General features: G+C 69.5%; 23 protein-coding genes. 15 read left to right on the forward strand and 8 right to left on the reverse strand.

Annotated elements, in window-relative coordinates; all coding sequences use genetic code 11:
• The first annotated feature begins 50 nt into the window (after positions 1-50).
• Together C441_RS08080 and C441_RS08085 are read left to right on the forward strand one after the other, a co-directional pair.
• A complete protein-coding gene (locus C441_RS08080; RefSeq protein WP_007274666.1) occupies positions 51-1,031 on the forward strand; it encodes an ABC transporter ATP-binding protein in 981 nt (326 codons plus the stop codon).
• Positions 1,028-1,951 (forward strand): ABC transporter permease, encoded by a 924-nt coding sequence (locus C441_RS08085; RefSeq protein WP_007274667.1) that lies wholly within the window; start codon positions 1,028-1,030, stop codon positions 1,949-1,951. Before C441_RS08080 ends, C441_RS08085 begins: the two co-directional genes overlap by 4 nt.
• A gap of 67 nt (positions 1,952-2,018) precedes the next feature.
• On the opposite strand, the gene ligA is transcribed toward C441_RS08085, so the two are convergent.
• The 4 genes from ligA to C441_RS08105 all read right to left on the reverse strand — a co-directional run bounded on the left by ligA (position 2,019) and on the right by C441_RS08105 (position 6,621).
• Positions 2,019-4,118, reverse strand: coding sequence for an NAD-dependent DNA ligase LigA (gene ligA / locus C441_RS08090; RefSeq protein ID WP_007274668.1), 2,100 nt, complete (start codon positions 4,116-4,118; stop codon positions 2,019-2,021).
• A 93-nt stretch (positions 4,119-4,211) separates the two neighbouring features.
• Positions 4,212-4,430: a hypothetical protein gene (locus C441_RS08095; protein WP_007274669.1), complete on the reverse strand. Its 219-nt coding sequence runs from the start codon at positions 4,428-4,430 to the stop codon at positions 4,212-4,214.
• 94 nt (positions 4,431-4,524) lie between these two features.
• Complete coding sequence (locus C441_RS08100; RefSeq protein ID WP_049920504.1) at positions 4,525-5,877, reverse strand: cytochrome P450; 1,353 nt, start codon at positions 5,875-5,877, stop codon at positions 4,525-4,527.
• A 96-nt stretch (positions 5,878-5,973) separates the two neighbouring features.
• Complete coding sequence (locus C441_RS08105; RefSeq protein ID WP_007274671.1) at positions 5,974-6,621, reverse strand: helix-turn-helix domain-containing protein; 648 nt, start codon at positions 6,619-6,621, stop codon at positions 5,974-5,976.
• A gap of 193 nt (positions 6,622-6,814) precedes the next feature.
• Between C441_RS08105 and C441_RS08110 the strand changes: the two genes are divergently transcribed.
• The 9 genes from C441_RS08110 (at position 6,815) to C441_RS08150 (ending at position 15,632) form a co-directional block, all read left to right on the forward strand.
• Positions 6,815-8,134 carry an O-acetylhomoserine aminocarboxypropyltransferase/cysteine synthase family protein gene (locus tag C441_RS08110; RefSeq protein ID WP_007274672.1) on the forward strand — a complete coding sequence of 440 codons (1,320 nt, stop codon included), beginning with the start codon at positions 6,815-6,817 and terminating at the stop codon, positions 8,132-8,134.
• On the forward strand, positions 8,131-9,378 hold the full coding sequence (gene metX / locus C441_RS08115) for a homoserine O-acetyltransferase MetX (protein WP_007274673.1): 1,248 nt from the start codon (positions 8,131-8,133) through the stop codon (positions 9,376-9,378). Before C441_RS08110 ends, metX begins: the two co-directional genes overlap by 4 nt.
• A 126-nt stretch (positions 9,379-9,504) precedes the next feature.
• Positions 9,505-10,800, forward strand: coding sequence for an O-acetylhomoserine aminocarboxypropyltransferase/cysteine synthase family protein (locus C441_RS08120; protein WP_007274674.1), 1,296 nt, complete (start codon positions 9,505-9,507; stop codon positions 10,798-10,800).
• A gap of 189 nt (positions 10,801-10,989) precedes the next feature.
• Positions 10,990-12,111: an inorganic phosphate transporter gene (locus C441_RS08125; protein ID WP_007274675.1), complete on the forward strand. Its 1,122-nt coding sequence runs from the start codon at positions 10,990-10,992 to the stop codon at positions 12,109-12,111.
• Positions 12,112-12,251: 140 nt separating this feature from the next.
• Positions 12,252-12,641 carry a ferredoxin Fer gene (fer, locus tag C441_RS08130; RefSeq protein WP_004968720.1) on the forward strand — a complete coding sequence of 130 codons (390 nt, stop codon included), beginning with the start codon at positions 12,252-12,254 and terminating at the stop codon, positions 12,639-12,641.
• A 119-nt stretch (positions 12,642-12,760) separates the two neighbouring features.
• Positions 12,761-13,702: a hypothetical protein gene (locus C441_RS08135; protein WP_007274676.1), complete on the forward strand. Its 942-nt coding sequence runs from the start codon at positions 12,761-12,763 to the stop codon at positions 13,700-13,702.
• A gap of 73 nt (positions 13,703-13,775) precedes the next feature.
• Positions 13,776-14,828: an A24 family peptidase gene (locus C441_RS08140; RefSeq protein WP_007274677.1), complete on the forward strand. Its 1,053-nt coding sequence runs from the start codon at positions 13,776-13,778 to the stop codon at positions 14,826-14,828.
• Positions 14,829-14,909: 81 nt separating this feature from the next.
• Positions 14,910-15,278 carry a phosphoribosyl-AMP cyclohydrolase gene (gene hisI, locus C441_RS08145; RefSeq protein WP_004065947.1) on the forward strand — a complete coding sequence of 123 codons (369 nt, stop codon included), beginning with the start codon at positions 14,910-14,912 and terminating at the stop codon, positions 15,276-15,278.
• Positions 15,279-15,380: 102 nt separating this feature from the next.
• Entirely contained in the window at positions 15,381-15,632 is a 252-nt protein-coding gene (locus C441_RS08150; protein ID WP_004065948.1) for a hypothetical protein, read from the forward strand.
• 45 nt (positions 15,633-15,677) lie between these two features.
• On the opposite strand, the gene glmM is transcribed toward C441_RS08150, so the two are convergent.
• Positions 15,678-17,042: a phosphoglucosamine mutase gene (gene glmM / locus C441_RS08155; RefSeq protein WP_007274678.1), complete on the reverse strand. Its 1,365-nt coding sequence runs from the start codon at positions 17,040-17,042 to the stop codon at positions 15,678-15,680.
• Positions 17,043-17,250: 208 nt separating this feature from the next.
• Here glmM and hisA point away from each other — a divergent pair, with 208 nt between their 5' ends.
• Positions 17,251-17,967, forward strand: a complete 717-nt coding sequence (gene hisA, locus C441_RS08160; RefSeq protein WP_004968715.1) for a 1-(5-phosphoribosyl)-5-[(5-phosphoribosylamino)methylideneamino]imidazole-4-carboxamide isomerase — start codon at positions 17,251-17,253, stop codon at positions 17,965-17,967.
• A gap of 77 nt (positions 17,968-18,044) precedes the next feature.
• Here the strand turns inward: hisA and C441_RS08165 are convergent, their stop codons facing one another.
• The gene (locus C441_RS08165; protein ID WP_049920511.1) at positions 18,045-18,233 is read right to left on the reverse strand and encodes a hypothetical protein; all 189 of its coding nucleotides are present in this window, start codon (positions 18,231-18,233) and stop codon (positions 18,045-18,047) included.
• A 57-nt stretch (positions 18,234-18,290) separates the two neighbouring features.
• A complete protein-coding gene (locus C441_RS20270) occupies positions 18,291-18,437 on the reverse strand; it encodes a hypothetical protein (protein ID WP_229722502.1) in 147 nt (48 codons plus the stop codon).
• Between the two features lie 122 nt (positions 18,438-18,559).
• On the opposite strand from C441_RS20270, the gene hisB reads away from it, so the two are divergent.
• Positions 18,560-19,153 (forward strand): imidazoleglycerol-phosphate dehydratase HisB, encoded by a 594-nt coding sequence (gene hisB / locus C441_RS08175; RefSeq protein ID WP_007274680.1) that lies wholly within the window; start codon positions 18,560-18,562, stop codon positions 19,151-19,153.
• A gap of 37 nt (positions 19,154-19,190) precedes the next feature.
• On the opposite strand, the gene C441_RS08180 is transcribed toward hisB, so the two are convergent.
• Positions 19,191-19,883: a hypothetical protein gene (locus tag C441_RS08180; RefSeq protein ID WP_007274681.1), complete on the reverse strand. Its 693-nt coding sequence runs from the start codon at positions 19,881-19,883 to the stop codon at positions 19,191-19,193.
• Positions 19,884-20,033: 150 nt separating this feature from the next.
• Between C441_RS08180 and C441_RS08185 the strand changes: the two genes are divergently transcribed.
• Together C441_RS08185 and C441_RS08190 are read left to right on the forward strand one after the other, a co-directional pair.
• On the forward strand, positions 20,034-20,537 hold the full coding sequence (locus C441_RS08185) for an ACT domain-containing protein (protein WP_007274682.1): 504 nt from the start codon (positions 20,034-20,036) through the stop codon (positions 20,535-20,537).
• Between the two features lie 334 nt (positions 20,538-20,871).
• Entirely contained in the window at positions 20,872-21,504 is a 633-nt protein-coding gene (locus C441_RS08190; RefSeq protein ID WP_007274683.1) for an IMPACT family protein, read from the forward strand.
• The last annotated feature ends 27 nt before the right edge of the window (positions 21,505-21,531 follow it).

Raw genomic sequence — 21,531 nt, forward strand, 5'->3', positions numbered from 1 at the left:
GTGATTTTCGCACCTAAAACACTTTAAGGCAGTGCGACGCAGGCCCGCCCATGGCCGCCATCGAACTGAACGGGGTGACGAAACGGTTCGAAGACGACGAGGGACTGTTCGATTCCCTCCTCCCGTCGTCCGAACCCGACACCGTCACCGCCGTCGACGACCTCTCGTTTTCCGTCGCTGAGGGGGAGGTCTTCGGGTTCCTCGGTCCCAACGGTGCCGGAAAATCGACGACGATCAACATGCTTCTCGACTTCGCCCGCCCGACGAGCGGGTCCGTCCGCGTGCTCGGACACGACGCGCAGGCCGAGAGCGTGGCCGTCCGGCGTCGGACCGGCGTGCTCCCCGAGGGCTACGAGGTGTACGACCGACTCACCGGGCGCGAACACGTCGAGTTCGCCATCGAGTCCAAGGAAGCCGACGACGACCCCGACGAACTGCTCTCCCGCGTCGGCTTAGACGCCGACGAGGCCGCCCGCCGCGCCGGCGGCTACTCCAAGGGGATGTCCCAGCGCCTCGCGCTCGCGATGGCGCTCGCCGGCAGTCCCGACCTCCTCGTCCTCGACGAGCCCTCCTCCGGTCTCGACCCCGCCGGCGCGCGCGAGATGCGCGACATCGTCCGCGCCGAGGCCGACCGCGGCGCGACGGTGTTCTTCTCCAGCCACGTGCTCGGACAGGTCGAAGCGGTCTGTGACCGCGTCGGCATCATGCGCGAGGGCCGACTCATCGCCGAGGACACCATCGAGGGCCTCCGCGACCGCGTCGACGCCGAGGCGATTCTCCGCATCGACGTCGACGGCGACGCCGACCTCGACGCGGTCCGAGCGCTCGACGGCGTCTCGTCGGTCGAGACCGACGGCGACCGCCTCGTCGTCGGCTGTACCGACGACGCCAAGACCCGCGTCATCGAGGCCGTCGAGGCCGGCGGCGCGACCGTCGCCGACTTCGAGACCGACTCGGCGTCGCTCGAAGACATCTTCCTCGCGTACACCGAGGGCGACGACTCGGCCGACGAACCGGAGGTGGCGGCGTGACGCTCGAATCCGTCGCGCGCAAGGACTTCCGCGACGCCCTCCGGTCGCGGTGGCTCCTCGGCCTGACGCTGTTTTTCGCCCTCCTCATCGGCGGGTCGACGGCGCTGTTCTACGGCGTCCTGCTCTCCGGCGCGGGCGCGAACTCCGAGACGCTGTTCGGCCTCACCACCGCGCCGGGCGGGCTGTTCAACTTCTCGTACGCGGGCATGCTCGGGTTCGTCCTCGCGCTCATCGCGCTCGTGACGGCCCACGGCTCGCTCATCGACGAGCGCGAGTCGGGCACCATCAAGCTCCTGCTGTCGCTTCCGAACTCCCGGCGCGACGTGGTGTTCGGAAAGCTCGTCGGCCGCACGCTCGTCGTCATCATCTCGATGCTCGTCGGCTTCGTCGTCGCCCTCTTTGCGATGCTGTTCACCGGCGGGCAGGTCATGTTCGTCTCCTACGCGGGACAGGTGGCCCTCTCGGGACTCCTCGCCACGGCGTTCGTCTCCATCGGCGTCTGGCTCTCGGCGACCTCGGCCTCCCAGCGGCAGGCGCTGTTCGGCACCGTCGGGCTGTACTTCATCTTCGCCGTCCTCTGGTCGACGGTCGCCACGGGCGTCCCGCGGCTCGTCAACTGGGTCGTCGAACAGCTCGGTCTCACCGCGCTGACCGCGCCGCAAATCGTCCAGATGAGACTGTTCATCAAGTATCTGAACCCGCTTCGGGCCTACGAGACGCTGGTCGCGGAACTGTACGGCCCCGCGGTCGCCGCCCGCCTGTTCAAGGCCGGTCTCGCCGAGCGACTCACCGTTCAGTCGGCGTTCTCGGAGTCGCTTCCGTTCTACTTCACCGGGCCGTTCATCCTCGCCATCCTCCTCGCGTGGGTCGTCGTCCCGCCGCTCCTCGGCTACTGGGCGTTCGAGAAGGCTGACCTCTGAGGCCGACGTACTGCCCCCGAGGCGGTCGCGCCAGCGCCCGTCTCGGTGACGCCGACTTCCGACTGTTCTATTCCGGCGGATACGCCACGCCGCGCTCCGCGAGCAGTTCTTCGAACTCGGCTTCCGCGAGCGTCGGCACGTCGTTCGCCTCGGCGTCGTCGCGCTTCGACTGGCCGGGCTTGTCGCCGACGACGAGGTAGTCGGTGTTGCCCGAGACCGAGCCGGTGACGTTGCCGCCGTGCGATTCGACGAGTTCCTTCACGTCACCTCTGCTGGCGGCGAGCGTTCCGGTCACGACGAACGTCAGGCCGTCGAGTTCGTCGCCGCCGGACTCGACGGGTTCGGGGTCGACCCCGCGGTCGAGGAGCGCGCGAATCACGGCGCGGTTGTCCTCGTTCTCGAAGAAGTCGCGGACGCGACGCGCCACCGTCTCGCCCACGTCGGGGACCGTCGTCAGGCGTTCTTCGAACGCGTCGAACTCGCCGTCCTCGGCGTCGGCATCGATGGGGAACGCCTCGATTGCCCCGAACTCGCGGGCGAGGCCGCGGGCGGTCGCCTCGCCCACTTCGGGGATGCTCAGGCCGACGAGAAACGCGTCGAGAGAGGGATGCTTGGCGTTCTCGACGGCGGCCACGAGGTTCTCGGCGCTCGTCTCGCCCCACCCCTCCAACTCGGCGAGGTCGTCGTCCGTCAGGTCGTAGAGGTCGGCGACCGTCTCGACGAGGCCCGCGTCGACGAGTTGGGCGACGCGCTCCTCGCCGAGGCCGTCGATGTCCATCGCGCCCTTGACCGCGAAGTGGCCGATGGAGGCCTCCCGCTGGGCCGGACACGACAGCCCGCCCGAGCAGAACGCCAGCGGGCCGTCGCGGTCGACCGCGCTCCCGCAGACGGGACACTCGTCGGGGAACTCGTAGCTCCCGCCGCCGTCTTCGGTGACCTCGACCACCTGCGGAATCACGTCGCCGGCGCGCTTGACGCGGACGCGGTCGCCGACCGCGACGCCGAGGGCGGCTATCTCGTCGGGGTTGTGGAGCGTCGCCCGCGAGACCGTCACGCCGCCCACGTCGACGGGGTCGAGGATGGCGACCGGCGTGAGTCGGCCCGTTCGTCCGACCTGCACGACGATGTCGCGGACGGTCGTCACCTCGTGGCGCGCGGGGAACTTGTAGGCGAACGCCCAGCGGACCGAGCGGCTCTTTTCGCCCAACTGCTCGCGGGCCTCCCGCGAGTCCACCTTGATGACCGTCCCGTCGATTTCGTAGTCGAGGTCGTCGCGGGCGGCCTGCATCCGGTTTCGGTAGTCGATGGCCCCCTCAACGTCCGCGGCGCGCTCGACCCGGTCGGCGACGCGGAGGCCCCACTCGCGCAGGCGGTCGAGCGCCGCCCACTGGCTGTCGGGGCGCGCGCTCGCGTCGAGGATGTCGTAGAAGAACACCGCGAGCGGGCGGTCGGCGACGACCGAGGGGTCGAGGTTGCGGAGCGTCCCGGCGGCCGCGTTCCGGGGGTTGGCGAAGGCGTCCTCGCCGGCCTCGACGCGCCGGGCGTTGAGGTCGCTGAAGTCGGACTTCGGCATGTACACCTCGCCGCGGACGGCGAGTCGGTCGGGGTGGTCGCCGCGGAGCGACAGCGGCACGGTCGGAATCGTCTTCACCTGCGCGCTCACGTCGTCGCCGCGTCGGCCGTCGCCGCGGGTGGCCGCACGGACGAACTCGCCGTCCTCGTAGACGACTTCGACCGAGAGGCCGTCGAACTTGGGTTCGCAGACGTAGTCGACGTCGCCGGCCTCGCGGCGGACGCGCTCGTCGAACTCCCGGAGGTCGGCGGCCTCGGTGCTCTGGTCGATAGAGAGCATGGGCGCGACGTGCTCGACCGTCTCCAGCGCGTCGATGGGTTCGCCGCCGACGCGGTTCGTCGGGCTGTTGGTCGTGTCGAGGTCGAACGCGCCTTCGAGCGCGACCAGCCGGGAGAACAGCGCGTCGTAGGCCGCGTCGGAGACGAGCGGGTCGGCCGCGACGTAGTAGCGGTGGTCGTGCTCGCTGACGGCCTCGCGGAGGAGCGCGGCCTGCTCCTCGGCCGCCTCGCGCGAGAGCGACTCGGCGGGCTCGAACTCGGTCGGCGGGTCGCGGAGATAGGGGTTCGACTCGGCGTCGACATCGGCGTCGCTCATTGGTTCGGGTGTCGGCCGGACGGCGGGTAAACGCTCTGGGGTGGTGGCGGGTCGGCCGGTGCGGCCGGCGGCGACGGCTCGTGCCGACCCGCGTCACGCGAACAGGTAGGCGACCCCGAGCGCGGACATGAAGACGCCGACGAACCGCGTGAGCGTCACGTTCCACTCGGCGGGTTCGACCTCGTCTTTCGGGGTCTTGCTCCCGATGGCATCGACCCGCTCGCCGAGTTTCGACACGCGGTAGGGGAACGCCGCCGCGGGGAGGCCGACGGCGAGGAAGAGGGCGGCGACGAGGAGGAAGTCTCCGGCCATGGAACCGGTCCACGGCCTCGGAGAATAAGGGTGTTGGCGACGGTCGAAGCGCGTTGAGACTGCGGGGAACAGACCGACGCGGCCCCGCCGACGCTTACCGCCGGTTCACGACCATCTCGACCGACCCCTCGGGCCGGAGGGTAATCGAGGGGTCGAACGAGAGGTCGTGGGTCGGGTCGACCGTCCACGACTGAGCAATCGTCGCCAACGCGAGGCGCGCTTCCAGCATGGCGAAGCGGTCGCCGATACACCGCCGCGGGCCGCCGCCGAACGGGAAGTAGGCGTACTTCGGGAGGTCGCGTTCGAAGTCCTTCGTCCACCGACTCGGCCGGAAGTCGAGGGGGTCGTCGTAGAACCGCGGGTCACGGTGGAGGACCCACTGCTGGACCGCGACGGTCTGTCCGGGTTCGACGCGGTAGCCGCCGACCGTGTCGGGTTCGGCGGCCTCGCGGATGAGTTCCCACACCGGCGGGTAGACGCGCATCCCCTCCTTGACGACCTGCTCGGTGTAGCTCAGGTCGTCGAGGTCGCCGAAGCCGGGGCGCTCGCCGTCGAGGGCGGCGTCGAGTTCCCCGCGGAGCGTCGCCGCCTGTTCGGGGTTCGTCCCGAGGAGGTGGAGCGTGTAGGTGAGCGCCAGCGCGGTCGTCTCGTGGCCGGCGAGGAGGACGGTCACGAGTTCGTCGCGTATCTGCTCGTCCGACAGGGGCTCGCCGTCGTCGTCGCGGAACGTCAACAGGAGCGAGACGACGTCGTTGGCCTCGGGGTCGGGGTCCCCGTCGCGGTGTTCCGTCACGATGCGGCCGACGACCTCGGTGAGGTCGTCCAGCGCCCGCTGATACCGGCGGTTACGCGGGGTGGGGAGCCACCGCGGCACGTCAACCGGGCGCTTCATCGAGGTGGACGAGTAGTCCATGACGGTTTCGAGAGCGTCGCCGACGGCGGACTCCTCCTCGCGGATGTCCACGTCGAACAGCGTCTTCGCGGCGATTTCGACGGTGAGGCTCATCATGTCCGCGTGGATGTCGCGCGTCTCGCCGTCCTCCCACGACGACAGCATGCGCTCCGTGTACTCGACCATCACCTCGCTGTATCGCCGGAGCATCTGCGGGAGGAACGCCGGTTGCATCAGGTGGCGTTGCTGTCGCCAGAACTCGCCTTCGCTCGTGAGCAGGCCGTCGCCGAGGACCGTCCCGAGCGATTCCTGAAACAGCTCGCCCTTGACGTACCGCTGGTTCTCCTGCACGAGGACGTGCTCGACGAGTTCGGGGTCGCTCAGCTGGTAAAACGAGATGCCCCCGATGTCGTACTCCGCGACCGGGCCGTACTCGCGGGCGACCTCGGTGACGAACGTCAGCGGGTCGTCCGCGTACCGGAGGGTGTGGTGAACCACGGGCTTCGACGGCGGACTCGGCGGCCGTTCTCGACTGCCTTGCGTCGCTTCTGACATGGATAGAGAGACGACCGGAACCGAGATGGTGCTACTGCCGATGCCGACCGGTCCTTTATATAGTGGCCCACCAAGTCGGCGACGAGACGGCGGTGGTCACCCGAGGCGGTTCATCACGCGCGATTCGACCTTCCGAAGGTGTTCGGAGGCGGTGCTCTGCGAGCAGTCGAGTTCCGCGGCGAGTTCCTCGACCGACACCCGACGCGGGATGTCGTAGTAGCCGCGCTCGACGGCTGTGTCGAGCACTTCGCGCTGGCGGGCAGTGAGACGGACGCCGCCGCGGACCGGCTCGTAGTCCGAGAGGCCGTCCACGCAGAACGCGTCTGTGAGCGAATCGGGGAGCGATGTGACCGCGCCCGTGAGTTGCGCGTGGCTCCCGAGGACGTTGACGACGACGCCCTCGCGGGTGAGCCGAATCGGCATGTCCAAAAGCAGGTCGTGTTCGTCGACGAGTTCGAGCAACCGTCGCACGGCGTCGTCGGGGACGAGGTGGACGTGACAGACGACGCCGCCGTCGGCCGTCTCGTCGGCGTCGAAGTCGACGATATCGGGGTGGTCGGCCAGCCGGGCCTCGATGTCCGGCGGCGCGTCTTCGAGGACGCAGAGTTCGACCACGGTTCCGTCGGGCCGGAGCCGGAGGTCACGAAGCTCCCCGCACGGGTGGCGGCCGTCGACCGCGAACACGTCGTACGGGCTCCCGAACGGGTTTTCCTCGGCGTCGAAGTGGGCCCGGAGACACTTCATGCGTTAGTTCCCCTCTCGCGCCGCCGAGGTATGCAAGTTACTCTCCGACGCGGTCCCCGTTTGTCCCTCTCCGTCGGTCGTCGGTCGTTGGCCGTCGGTCCCTGCCGCTCCGCACCGCTCCCCGCCGCCAACCACGGGCAACGCTTGCCGTAACTGACGGTTATTCGTTCGTCGAAGATTATGCACCTGATACATGAATCGAGGCTTCCGCACGCTCGGCCTCCACGCCGGACAGGACCCGGACCCGGCGACAGGGGCCCGCGCCCCGCCGCTCTATCAGACCACGTCGTACGTCTTCGACGACGCGGACCACGCCGCGGACCTGTACGCCCTCGAAGCCGACGGCGACGTCTACTCCCGCATCTCCAACCCGACGACTCGCATCCTCGAACGCCGCCTCGCCGCCCTCGAAGCGGGCGTCGACGCGGTCGCCACCGCCTCGGGCATGGGCGCGCTCGACGCGCTCACGACCGTCCTCGCGTCCGTCGGCGACAACGTCGTGCTCTCGGAGGACATGTACGGCGGCACAGCCTCGTACTTCTCGAAGACTGCCGTCAGGCGCGGCATCGAATCCCGGACCGTCGACACCCTCGACGTCGACGCCTACGAGGCGGCCATCGACGAGGACACCGCCTTCGTCCACGTCGAGACGGTGGCGAACCCCTCGCTGAAGACGCCTGACTTCGAGGCCATCGCCGAGGTCGCTCACGAGCACCGCGTCCCGCTCGTCGTCGACAACACGTTCGCCACGCCCGCGCTCTGTCGGCCCATCGAACACGGCGCGGACATCGTCTGGGAGTCGACGACGAAGTGGCTCCACGGCTCCGGCACGACCGTCGGCGGCGTCGTCGTCGACGGCGGCACCTTCCCGTGGGACGCGGCCGACTACGACGAACTCTCCGGCGAGAACCCCGCGTTCGGCGTCGACTTCGTCGAGCGGTTCGGCGAGCGCGCCTTCGCGGAGGCCGTCCGCCAGCGCGCCGTCAGGAGCACCGGTAGTTGCCAGTCGCCGTTCGACGCGTGGCAGACGCTTCAGGGCGTCGAGACGCTCGCGCTCCGGATGCGCGCCCACTGCGACAACGCCCGCCGAGTCGCCGAGTTCCTCCGCGACCGCGACGGCGTCGCGTGGGTCACCTACCCCGGCTTCGAGGACCACGAGACCCACGACCTCGCCTCGGAGTACCTGCAGGGCGGCTACGCCGGCATGGTCACCTTCGGCCTCGACGGCGAGGACGACGAGGCGGCCTACGGGGCCGCAAAAACCGTCTGCGAGTCGGTCGACCTCGTGAGCTTCCTCGCCAACATCGGCGACGCGAAGTCGCTTCTCATCCACCCCGCGTCGACCACGCACGCCCAGCTCTCGATGGACGAACAGCGCGCCGCGGGCGTCGCACCCGACATGCTCCGGCTGTCTGTCGGCATCGAGGACGCCGACGACATCATCGCCGACCTCGACCAGGCAATCGAACGCGCCTTGGGTCAGCAGGCCAACGGGGACTCGGAGGAGAAATGAGCCGAACGCGAACCACGCCCGGTCGCCGGGTTGAATCCGACGTCGTCGACATCGGCGAACACGAGTTCGAGTCGGGCGAGATACTGCCGGACCTGAAAGTCGCCTACGAGGCCTACGGCGAGTTCGACGGGCAGAACGCGGTCCTCGTCTGTCACGGCCTCACCGGGAGCCAGCACGTCGCCGGCCACGGCACCGACTCGGGCGTCTCCGGACAGGCCCGCGCGTGGTGGGGCGACATCGTCGGGCCGGGCAAGGCGCTCGACACGAACGACTACTACGTCATCTGCGTGAACGTCCCGGGGTCGTGTTACGGCACGAGCGGCCCGGCGAGCGAGGGCCCGGACGGCGAGCCGTGGGGGACGGACTTCCCGCCGGTCACCGTCCACGACTGGACCCGCGCCCAGCGCCGCCTGCTCGACCACCTCGGCGTCGGTCGCTTACACGCCGTCGTCGGCGGCTCCGTCGGCGGCATGAACGCCCTCGATTGGGCCGTGCAGTTCCCCGACGACGTGGAGCGCCTCGCGGTCGTCGCCTCGGCGGCCCGCCTCGACTCGCAGTGTCTCGGCATCGACGCCGTCGCCCGCCGCGCCATCACCTCGGACCCGAACTGGAACGGCGGCGACTACTACGGCGAAGAGCGCCCCTCGCCCGACGCGGGCCTCGGCCTCGCCCGCCAACTCGGCCACCTGATGTATCTCTCGAAGGACTCGATGGAGCGCAAGTTCGGCCGGCGCTCCGCGGGCCGCGGCGACCGCGGCGACGCCTTCCCCTCGGACCCCGCGGCCTCGTTTTTCCCGTACCGCGAGGTCGAGTCCTACCTCGACTATCAGGCCGAGAAGTTCGCCGAGCGCTTCGACGCCAACGCGTACCTGTACCTCACGCGCGCCATGGACGACTTCGACCTCTCGGAGGGCTACGAGTCCGACGCGGCCGCGCTCGCCGCCTTCGAGGGCGAGGCGCTCCTCGTCTCTTTCACCGGCGACTGGCACTTCACGACCGAGCAGTCGGAGTCGCTCGCGGGCGCGTTCCGCCGCGTCGACGCGCCGGTCGCCCACCACGTCGTCGAGTCCGACCACGGCCACGACGCCTTCCTCGTCGAACCCGAGAAAGTCGGGCCGCCGCTCGGCGACTTCGTCGACGAGGGCGTCGCGGGCCGCGCGGTGACCGACACCGCACCCGACGGCGGCGAACCCGACGACGAGAAGGACTTCGCGCCGGTCCACTCCTCGCTGTTTTCGCGCTGAGGCGCGGGTGTCGTCCCGGCTTCTGCCCGGCGCTCTTCGGCTTGCGCGTCGGTCCCGCGTCGCAGAAGCCGGCGGGAATTGCGACCGACACCCCGCTTTACCCCCGTTCGATTCGACGGTCGAGGTATGAGCGACGACGACAGCCCGGGCTTCCACACGCGGAGCCTCCACGCCGGACAGAGCCCCGACTCAGCGACGGGCGCGCGCGCCCCGCCGCTGTACCAGACCACCTCGTACGTCTTCGAGGACGCCGCCGACGCGGCCGCGCAGTTCGCCCTCGAAAAGCCGGGCCACATCTACTCGCGGCTGATGAACCCGACCGTCGGGATGTTGCAGGAGCGCCTCGCCTCGCTCGAAGGCGGCGTGGGCGCGGTCGCCACGTCGTCCGGGATGGCCGCGTTCGACCTCGCCACCTTCCTGCTCGCCTCGGCCGGCGACAACATCGTCTCCGCGTCGTCGCTGTACGGCGGGACCTACACCTACCTCACCCACACCGTCGAGCGCCGCGGCGTCACGACCCGGTTCGTCGACACCCTCGACGTGGACGCCTACGAGGAGGCCATCGACGACGACACCGCGTTCGTCCACCTCGAAACCATCGGCAATCCGGCGCTCGTGACGCCCGACATCGAGGCCATCGCCGAGGTCGCCCACGACCACGGAACCCCGCTTTTCGTGGACAACACGTTCGCGACGCCCTACCTCTGCAACCCCATCGAACACGGCGCGGACCTCGTCTGGCAGTCCACGACGAAGTGGATTCACGGGGCCGGCACGACCATCGGCGGCATCCTCGTCGACGGCGGCACCTTCCCGTGGGACGAGTACGCCGACGACTACCCCGAAATCGCCAAGCCGAACCCGGCGTACCACGGCGTCAACTTCGACGAGACGTTCGGTCCCGCCGGCTTCACCTACGCCGCCATCGCCCGCGGCCTGCGCGACCTCGGCAACGCCCAGTCGCCGTTCGACGCGTGGCAGACGCTCGAAAAGCTCGAATCGCTCCCGCTTCGGATGCGCGCGCACTGCGAGAACGCCCAGGCCGTCGCGGAGTTCTTAGACGACCACGAGAAGGTGTCGTGGGTGAACTACCCGGGCCTCGAATCCCACGAGACCCACGAGGAGGCCTCGAAGTACCTCGACGGGGGCTACGGCGGCATGATTACCTTCGGCCTCACCGACGGCTACGAGGCCGCCAAGGGCACCGTCAACAACGTCGAACTCGCGTCGCTCCTCGCCAACGTCGGCGACGCGAAGACGCTCGTCATCCACCCGTCGTCGACGACCCACCAGCAACTCACCGAAGACGAGCAGGCCGCCGCGGGCGTCACGCCCGACATGGTCCGCCTGTCGGTCGGTATCGAGGACGTCGACGACATCATCGACGACCTCGACCAGGCAATTCGCGCCGCGTCGAACTGAACGCGCCCGACGCGGGCGAGTCGTTCCCGGTCGCCGCATCGGCGTCGTCGTCGGCATCGACATTGGCATCGGCGGCGGCGTCGGCGGTGGCGGCGAACTGACCGGCGACCGACCGCCGTTCCTTTTATTCCCGCGCCAGTAGGTGACTGCGTGGTAGAAGCACTCCTCTTCGTCGGTCTCCTGGTGGCAGTGTTCGTCGGGTTCAACATCGGCGGCTCGTCCACGGGGGTCGCCTTCGGCCCCGCGGTCGGGAGCGACGTGCTCGGGAAACTCGCCGCCGCGGCCCTGATGACCGGGTTCGCGCTCCTCGGCGGGTGGACCCTCGGGAGGGAGGTCGTCGCCAAGATGGGCGGCGAAATCGTCCCGCAAAACGAGTTCACGCTCGCGGCGAGCGTCGCCGTCCTCTTTTTCGTCGGCTTCGCGCTGTTGGTCTCCAACACCTTCGGCGTCCCCGCCTCCACGTCGATGACGGCGGTCGGGGCCATCGCGGGTCTCGGCCTCGCCCACGGGTCGCTCGACGCCGGCGTGATGCTCGAAATCATCTCGTGGTGGATCGTCGCGCCCGTCATCGCCTTCTGGGTCTGCGCGGTCATCGGGCGGTACGTCTACCCCTACCTCGACGCGTGGCTCAAACTCGACCGGAGTCCCGGCGCGCTGGTCGCGCTCGACCGCGACGGCGGCGTTCCGCGGCCGCGACTCGGGCCGAACACGACCTACCGCGAGTTCGGCAGCACCGTCCTCGTCGTCGTCGTCGCCTGTTACATGGCGTTTTCGGCGGGCGCGTCGAACGTCGCCAACGCGGTCGCCCCGCTCGTCGGCAACGGGGCGCTCGAAATGAACACGGGCATCCTCATCGCCGGCGGCGCAATCGGCCTCGGCGCGTTCACCATCGCCCGCCGGACGCTCGACACCGTCGGCAACGACCTCACGCAACTGCCCATCCTCGCGGCGCTCATCGTCGAGACGGTGAGCGCGTCGCTCATCTCCTTCCTGTCGGCCATCGGCATCCCCGCCAGCCTCGCCGTGAGCGCGACGATGTGCATCGTCGGCCTCGGCTGGGGCCGGGCGACCCGCACCGTCACCATCGGCGAGGCCCTGAGCGGCGGCGAGGCCCCGAAAGTGTCTGTCAACGCGCTCGCCGCCGAGCGAGAGGACGAGGTCCCGAAGATGGGCGAGGAAGCGCCGGACGAACTCTCCGCACAGGACCTGTTCGACCCCGGCACGACCGGTCGCGTCATCTTCTTCTGGATGCTCACGCCCTCGCTTTCGGCCATCGCGTCGTACGCGTTGTTCTCGGCTGACATTATCTGACGCGCTCGCCCGTCGCGTCGGCCGATTCGGAACCATCACGGTCAACAATGAAACAAACGGGCGGCCATCGCCGCGGTGCGAATCGAATTCGCCGCACGGAACAGCAAAGTCTAATGGGGTGGCCTTCGAATCCTCTGTCGATGCCCACGGTAACCTACCTCAACTACGAAGTTCTCGACGACAACGGCTGGGACCTCGACGACGACGACCTCTTCGAAGAGGCGGCCGACGCCGGTCTCGACGCTGAAGACTACGGTGAGATGGAAGTCAACCAGGGCGAGTACATCCTGGAAGCCGCCGAGGCTCAGGGCTACGACTGGCCCTTCAGCTGTCGCGCAGGTGCCTGTGCGAACTGCGCGGCCATTCTGAAAGAGGGCGAAATCGACATGGACATGCAGCAGATCCTCTCCGACGAGGAGGTCAACGACAAGAACGTCCGTCTCACCTGCATCGGTTCGCCCATCGAGGACGAGGTCAAGATCGTCTACAACGCGAAGCACCTCGACTACCTCCAGAACCGCGTCATCTGAGGCGCCCACCCGCACATTTCTTTCGACGCGCCGACCCGTGACCCGCGGGTACGCCGTTTGTCCGCCCCGCGAACCGCGAGGCCGACAGCGATTTGTCCCGCGATGCAGTCGCTTTTCTCGTGTCGAGGTTCACGACCGCCGCCCGCGAGCTCCGCGCCGACCTGCACCTCCCGACCGAAGCGACCGAACTCGGCCGAATCGGACTGTTTCTCGCCTGTCTCACGGTGGCGAGCGCGGTCAGCTACTGGGTGGCGCTCAGGCTCCTCGGCGTCCCGGTAGTCGGCGCGCTCTCGTCGCCGAACGTCGCCGGACTCGCGGTTCCGACGCTGGTCTACGCGCACTATCGCGGCGTCTCGATTTCGTTCGGACTCCCCGAGCGCTCCCGAATCGCCGACGCGCTGGCGACGGCCCTCGCGCCGGGACTCGCCGTCGTCGCGGCGAGCGCCCTCTTCGCGGTCGGCTTCGACGCCTCGTTCGCCGCGCTCGTCGGGTGGACGTACCACCCCGAGGCGTCGGTCGTAACGGCGGCAGTTCAGGCCGCCGAAGACGTGGCGCTCGCGGGGCTCGGGTTCGGACTCCTCGTCGCGGTCGTGTTCGACCTCGTCTCGTCGCGGGTCGGCCTCTCGCCCGCTCGCGCGGTCGCCGCGACGGCCGCGCTCGCGACGCTCTTTCGCTCGGTGCTTCGCGACGCCGCCTTCACGCTCGTCGTCTTCCCGAAACCGTGGCGGGTCACCATCGTTTCCCTCCTCCTCGTCGCCGCCGTCTGCGGTTGCGTCGCCGCCGGCGTGACGTACCGAAGCGCGGTCGAGCGGTCGCTTCGCCCGCTCTCGCGGCCGGCGCTCGCTCCCGTGTTCGCCTTCGGACTGCTCGGCGTGGTCGCGCTCGGAACCGCCTTCGCCGACGTTCCCGGCGGCGTCGAACACGCCTTGCGGGCGCTCGCGTTCGGGATCGCCGCCCTCGGCTACCACCGCTCGGCGTCGGTGTGGGTTCCCGCGGCCGCGATGGCGCTGTTCTCGCTTTCGATTCGACTCGTCGCGTTCGTCGAACTCGCGGCGTTCTGACCCGTCGTCGGGGTCGGTTTCAGGATTGATACCCGTCCCGAACACCTAACTCCCCTGCCCCCAGTCTGCGGGTATGTTCGGTATCGGCACGCTCCCCGACCTCCTGCGGTTGGCGGTGCTCCCCGTCCTCGCGTGGACCGCGGTACGCGACGTTCGCACGCGCCGCGTCCCCAACGTCGTCTGGTATCCGCTGGCCGCGCTGGGCCTCGTCCTGCTCGCGTGGGAACTGGTCGGCCACCTCCCGCCCGAGACCGTCTTCGACCGACTCTATCTGATTCGCGTCGGCGTGAGCGTCTGTCTCGTCGTCCCGCTTTCGTACCTGTTCTGGCGGCTCGGCGGCTTCGGCGGCGCGGACGCGAAGGCGCTCATGGTGTTCGCTATCCTGCTCCCGACGTTCCCCAGTTACACCCTCGCCGGGACGGAGTTCCCGCTCGCCGCCACCCGCCTCGGCGTGTTCTCGATGACGATTCTCACGAACACCGTCATCGTCGGCCTCGCGTACCCGCTTTTCCTCGCCGTCCGGAACCTCGCCGACGGCGAGTTCGAGTTCCCCATCTCGTTCGTCGGCCGCCGCGTCTCCGTGGCGTCGCTCTCGACGGCCCACGGCCGCCTGTTCGAGTCGCCCGAGGGAATCACGCGGAACGGCCTCGACCTCGACGCGCTCCGGATGTACCTCCGCTGGCGCGGCCTCACGTTCGCGGACCTGCTGGCGGACCCCGAGGCCCTCCGCGACCCCGCGAGCATCGACGAGACGTTCGACCCGACCGACGGCGCGGTCCACCGCGCGGCCACCGACGGCGGCACGTCGGCCGATTTCGACGGCGACGGCGAGACCGTGGACGCCGCCGGCGGAGACGCTCCCGGAGACGACGGCCGCGAAGCCGACCCTGACGCGTCGCTCGACGACCCGTGGGGCGCGGCCCGGTTCCTCGACAGCATCGAGGGCACCGCCTACGGCACGTCGCCGGAGAAACTCCGCGGCGGACTGGACCTCGTGACGTCCCGCGAGTCGGTGTGGATCTCGCCGGGCATCCCGTTTCTCGTCCCGATGTTCGTCGGCCTCGTCGTCGCGTTCGTCTACGGCGACGTCCTCTTCGGCGTCCTCGGCGCGCTCGGCATCGTCTGAGTCGTCGTGGAGCGCCGGGCGGGCGCGCCTTCCCCGCGGCGACGCACAAGAGATAACCCCCGCCACCGCGTGGCCCGAATCATGACCGTCGATGTCGACTTCGGCGAGGACGGCCTCGTCCCCGCCGTGGCGCAGGACGCCGACTCCGGAGAGGTGCTCATGCTGGCGTACGTCTCGCCGGAGGCGCTCGACCGGACCATCGAGACGGGCCGGGCGCACTACTACTCGCGGAGTCGCGACGAACTCTGGGAGAAGGGCGCTTCGAGCGGCCACACACAGGAGATTCGGGAGGTCCGCGTCGACTGCGACGCCGACACCCTGCTGTACCTCGTCGACCAGAACGTCGGCGCGTGCCACACCGGTCACCGGTCGTGTTTCTACCGCACCGTCGAGGGCGAGCACGTCGGCGAGCGCGTCTTCGACCCCGACGCGGTCTACGACGACGAGTGACCGATGCGAGCCGACCGATGACGACACCGACCGGCGGGGCGGCCGGGGTGACCACCGCCGCGACCGCCGCGGCGACACACCGATGACCGAGTTCCCGGAGCGATGGTGAACGTCAGTCCGATTTCGCTGGTCGCCATCGTCGTGGGGCTGGGCTGTTTCGCCCTCGGCGGCCGACTGCTCAAGAGCGCCGCGGCCGCCCGCCGGGTCGCCCGCTCGGACGACCCGGAGTTCGTCCTCGACCCGACCCGCGAGGACCCGCCGGACGACGAACTCGACGGCGACGACCTCGAACGCGGCTTCATGCTTCTGGTGTTCGGCGCGCTGGCGCTCTTGTTCGCGGCGATTAGCCTGTGAGCGGCGCGTGAAAAGAGGTTCTTTCCGGTCGGTTCTGCGGTCGAGTTACAGCGTCGCGACCGCGCTTCGGAGCGCGTCGGCGGCGTCCTCGGCGAGTTCGGTCGCGCGCTCCTCGGAGCGAGCCTCGGCGTAGACGCGGACTTTCGGCTCGGTCCCGGAGGGGCGGACGAGCACCCACGCGTCGCCGTAGTCGAGGCGGTAGCCGTCGGTCGTGTTCGGCGTCGCGTCGGCCGATTCGGCGTAGTCGGCGGCGGCGTTGAGCATCGCCGTCAGCTCGGCTTCCTCGTCGTATTCGAGGTTGATGCGGACGTTGTAGTAGTCCTCGTAGGGCGCGACGAGCTCGCTCGGCGGGCGCTCGGCGACGAGTTCGAGGAACTTCGCCGCGATGTACGCGCCGTCGCGGACGAGGCGGTAGTTGGGGTAGAACACGCCTCCGTTGCCCTCGCCGGCGACGGGGACGTTCCGGCCCTCGCGCCAGAGTTCGCGGACGCGGGTGATGAGGTTCGTCGCGCCGATGGGCGTGAGTTCGAGGTCGGCGCCGACCTCCTCGCAGACGTCGACGAGGCGCTGGGAGACGTTCACCGCGGAGACGGTCGCGTCGCCCGGTTCGAGGGCGGCGGCCGCGAGGGCGGCAAGCGACGCCTCGCCGGAGATGCACTCGCCGCGCTCGTTCACGAAGACGGCCCGGTCGGCGTCGCCGTCGTGGGCGATTCCCACGTCGGCGTCGGTCGCGCGGACGAGGCGTTCGAGGTCGCGGAGGTTCTCGGACACCGGTTCGGACTGGCGACCGGGGAAGTGGCCGTCGGGCTGGGCGTTGACGGTGCGGACCTCACAGCCGAGTTCGCGGAGGAAGTCGGGCGTGACGAGCGACCCGGCGCCGTGGCCGGGGTCGAGCGCGACCGTGAGGTTCGCGGCGGCGATTTTCTCGCGGTCGACGTTGGCGAGGAGGTCCTCGCGGTAGTCGTCGTTCGCGGTCCCGACCGACCGGACGCTCCCGACGCCGTCCCACTCGGCCACGTCGAACTCCTCGGCGAGGATGTGGTCTTCGATGCGCTCTAGCTCCTCGACGGCGAGTTCGACGCCGTCGTCGCCGACGAGCTTGACGCCGTTGAACTCCGGCGGGTTGTGCGAGGCCGTGATGACGACGCCCGGAACGGACTGGTTCTCGCAGTAGCGGACCGCCGCGGGGGTGGGGACGACGCCGAGGTCGTCCACGTCGACGCCGACGCTCGCCAGCCCGGACTCGGCGGCGTTGACGAACATCTCGCCCGTCGTTCGGGTGTCCCGTGCGATGGCGACCCGGTCCGCGTTCCAGACCGTGCCGGCGGCCTTGGCGACGCGGAGGACGAACTCCGGGGTGAGGCTCTCACCCACCACGCCGCGGGTGCCGCTGGAACCGAAGAGTTTCATTGAGTGTGTGTGAACCCCGGCGCGACAAAGCCGTTCCGAACTGTTGGTTCGCTTGTTACGTTCGTCGCCCGATTGGCGTCGCCCACTCCGGGGTGCCGTATTCGGGGTGTCGCATCCGAGTCGCCGTCTCCGGTCTCGGGGCGCTGTATCCGGCCACCCTGTCGCCGTATCCGGTGCGTTTACGCACGCCGCTCGCCCACGGTGACGTATGTTCCCGGAGTTCGAAGTCGTCCCCGCGGTCGATATGCAAGACGGCGAAGTCGTCCAGCTGGTGCAGGGCGAACGCGGCACCGAGAAGACCTACGGCGACCCGGTCGAGGCCGCCCGCCGCTGGGTCGACGCCGGCGCGGAGACGCTCCACCTCGTCGACCTCGACGGCGCGTTCGAGGGCGAGCGGAAGAACGCCCCGGCGGTCGACGCCGTCCTCGACGCGGTCGACGTGCCGCTCCAACTCGGCGGCGGCATCCGCACCGCAGACGACGCCCGCGACCTCTTGGACCGCGGCGTCGACCGCGTTATCCTCGGCACCGCGGCCGTCGAGAACCCCGACATCGTCGCCGAACTCGCCGCCGACTACCCCGACGGCGTGATGGTCAGCCTCGACGCGAAAGACGGCGAGGTCGTCGTCTCCGGCTGGACCGAGGGCACCGGCCTCGACCCCGCCGAGGCGGCCGCCCGGTACGAGGAACTCGGCGCGGCGGCCATCCTCTTTACCGACGTCGACGTGGAGGGACAGCTCGAAGGCGTCCACCTCGAGACGACCTCGGCGGTCGTCGACGCGGTCGACATCCCGGTCGTCGCCTCCGGCGGCGTCGCCTCGCTCGACGACGTCCGCGCGCTCCGCGAGGCGGGCGCGGCGGCGACCGTCGTCGGGACCGCGCTCTACGAGGGTCGGTTCACGCTCGAAGAAGCCATGGAGGCGTAGCCGCGTCGCCGGCGCGCCGAGACAGTCCGAGACGCCGCGACCGCTACGCGTCGAGATAGTCCGAGACGCCGCGACCGCTACGCGTCGAGATACGCGCTCGCGGCGGCAACGAGGCTCTCGACGGTTCCGTAGACGCCGACGGCGACGAACAGCGCGCCGATTACCACGGTCACGGGGCGCGAGGTCGCGAGGAAGGGACCGGCGAGGACGAGCATGCTGACCGTCACGACGTCCCGCTTCGGGCTGGCGGTCGCTCCGCGACGCATCATTCGCTCGCCCCCGGACGGCTCGGCTCCCACCGCGTCGATTCGCTCCCCGTCATTTCAGACGCCCCCGCCGATCACCGCCGCCGCGACCGCGAGCGTCACCAGCGCGACGCCGAGCGCGACAGCGACCCCGGACCGCGCGGTAAGCAGGAGCCCCCCGACGCAGATAGTGTACCCCACCACCAGCGCTCCCTTTCGATGCATACCCCACCCTACGCGTCCAAAACCATGAACGTCCGTCAGACGAGCGTCTGACGCGTCGGCATCGAGAATCGCCCCGCGCGGCGACGAGAATCCCTATATGCGCGGCCCGCCTCGAACGCGACATGAGCGACGCCGACCGACGCGCGGCCGTCTCCCGCGAGACGTCCGAGACGACCATCGACGTGACGCTGTCAATCGACGGCGACGGCGACGCGGTCGTCGACACCGGTATCGGATTCTTCGACCACATGCTGGAGGCCTTCGCCAAACACGGCCTGTTCGACCTGACCGTCCAGTGCGACGGCGACCTCCACATCGACGACCACCACACCGTCGAGGACGTGGCCATCGTCCTCGGCGAGGCGTTCACCGAGGCGCTCGGCGACAAGCGCGGCATCGTCCGCTACGCCGACCGGAAGGTCCCGCTCGACGAGGCCGTCGCCTCGGTCGTCGTGGACGTGTCGGGCCGGCCCTTCTTCGAGTTCTCGGGCGACTTCTCCCAGCCCTCTATCGGCCAGTTCACCAGCCACATGGCCGAGCACTTCGCCATGTCGCTCGCCATGAACGCCGGCCTCACGCTCCACGCGGGCGTCGAGGGCGACAACGCCCACCACGAGGTCGAGGCGCTGTTCAAGGCGCTCGCGCGCTCGCTCGACGACGCGACCCGCGTTGACCCGCGGCGCTCCGACACGCCGAGCACGAAAGGGAAACTGTAGCCCGCTTTTTCTCCCCTGTTTCCGCACGTTCGACCGCTCAGGGCCGCCGGAGCGTCCCCGAGTCGTCGACGAGTAGGCCGCGTTCGATAGCGTAGTCGAAGATGTCGGCGACCTCGTCGTCGTCGAGGTCGTACGCGCCGGACGCCAGCGCCTCGACCTCAGCCCGCTCGACGGGGAACTCCCGGTTCTGGAGGATGCGGATGACCTTCCGGAACTTCGGCGGCTCTCCGCCCCGGCCGGACGACCCGGCGGTCGATTGCGTCTCCTCGGCGGCGGCCGACGCGGAGTCGTCGTCGATCGGCTCCGCTTCGTCGTCGGCTTCGTCGGTCTGTTCTGTTTCGTCGGTGGGCTCTGTTTCGTCGGTCTGTTCTGTTTCGTCGGAGTCGTCGGTCTCGTCCGGCGAGTCGTGATTCGCCGGCTCCGGCGGCGTCGGCGCGGGCTCGACCGCGTTCACGTCGACCGAGGCGGCCTCGCCGACCGACCCGCTCGCGGTCCGTTCCGGTGCCGCGGACGCGCCCGTCTCGGCCCGCGCGTCGTCGGCCACGTCCACGTCGGCGTCGACGCCGAGCCGGGAGAGAAGCGGCGCGATGACCTCGCTCAGCGTCTCTTCGCAGTGCTCGCAGAGGACGACGCGGCGCTGGTCGTCGGCCGGCGTCAACGCCGGTGGCAGTACCTCGAACACGCCGACGGCGTCGGCCCCACAGAAGTCGCAGGTGCGTAGTTCGCGCATGGACGACGGGTCTCCGCGCCGACGGTTAAACCCACTCCCCGGTCGCGGGGTCGGTGGCCTGCTCGCGGGGTCGCCTCCGAACCCCTCCGCCGCGGCGTCGCCGGTGACGGACCACTTAATGTACCCGCCCGCAAATCCCCCGACCAACGAATGTTCGACGAGATTATGGAGAAGTTCGAGGGCAGTCCGAGCCAGCAGGCTGTCATTCGGCTCCTCTTGGAACGGGGCTTTTCCGTCAACGACCAGGGACGGGTCGTCTCGGGCGGCATCGAGATACCGAACACCGGCATCGCCCGCGAGGCCGACGTCGACCGGCGGGTCGTCGACTCGACGACCGACGCCATCCTCGACGACGAGGAGCTTCGGCGAATCTTCCAGAACATCTCGTCGATTCCGAGCCTGATGGACCTCGCGCCCGTCCTCGACCTCTCCGTGCTCACCGTCGAGGTCGCCGACGCCGACGAGCCCGGCATCGTCGCCACCGTCACCTCGAAACTCGCCGACGCGGACATCTCGATTCGCCAGACGATAAGCGAAGACCCCGAGTTCACCGACGACCCGAAGCTCTACATCATCACCGACGAGCCGATTCCCGGCGACCTGCTCAACGACCTGTCGAACCTCGATTTCGTCCGCCGCATCACCATCGCCTGAGCCGGCCCGTCGGCTCCGCGAATATTCTGTCAACGGGGCAATAAGATTCTTGTCACCTCCTGCGGTAGGTGTTCGCATGGGTTCCATGCGCAGTTGCATGTGCTGTGGTGAGCCGATTTCCGAGACGCGCCACCTCTGCGGCGTCTGCATCCAAAACGGGTGTACCTCGTACGCGGACGCCTGCGGTCAGTAGCGCGTCGCCGTTCGGTCTGCGTCCCCGTTCCTTCGCCGTCCGCCGCCGTCCCCCGGCGACTCCATACCGCCTGTTTCCCTCGTCGGCGCGCCGCCGACACGGTGCGAACGCTTTTCCACGCCGCGCCGCCAACTCGGGAGCATGACCGACGCCTATCGAACCGTCGCCGGCCGGGCCGACACCCGCTTCGAGGTGAACGGATCGGAGTTCATCGGCTACGTCTCCCCCGCGGAGACGGTCGAGGAGGCGGAGGCGTTCGTCGCCGAAATCGAGGAGCGCCACCCCGACGCCACCCACAACGTCCCCGCCTACCGGGTGCCCGCGGGGTCGGCCTCGTCGTCGGTCCCCGGCGGGGGGAGCGTCATGCTCCGCGAGTACCAGAGCGACGACGGCGAGCCGAGCGGCTCGTCGGGCAAACCGGCGCTCAACGTCCTCGTTCAGCAGGACGTGCGCAACGTCGCCGCCGTCGTGACGCGCTACTACGGCGGCACCAACCTCGGCGTCGGCGGCCTCGCCCGCGCGTACTCCCGGGCCGTCAAGGAGGCGCTCGACGCGGCGGGCGTCGTCGAGGAGATACCCCACGAGTGGTTCACCGCGACCGTCGAGTACGACGACTCGGGGAGCGTCCGCGGGCTCTTAGAGAGCGCGGGCGTCGAGTTCGACGCCGCCTACGAGGCCGACGTGTCCTTCGAGGTCCGCGTCCCCGTCGAGGACGGCCCGGACCTCCGCGACCGCATCCGGAGCGCGACAAGCGGCCGCGCGGACATCGAGTAGCGCGGCCGCGAAGTTCTGTTTTCGACG

Source organism: Haloferax sulfurifontis ATCC BAA-897, assembly GCF_000337835.1.
In the GTDB taxonomy this organism is placed as follows: domain Archaea; phylum Halobacteriota; class Halobacteria; order Halobacteriales; family Haloferacaceae; genus Haloferax; species Haloferax denitrificans.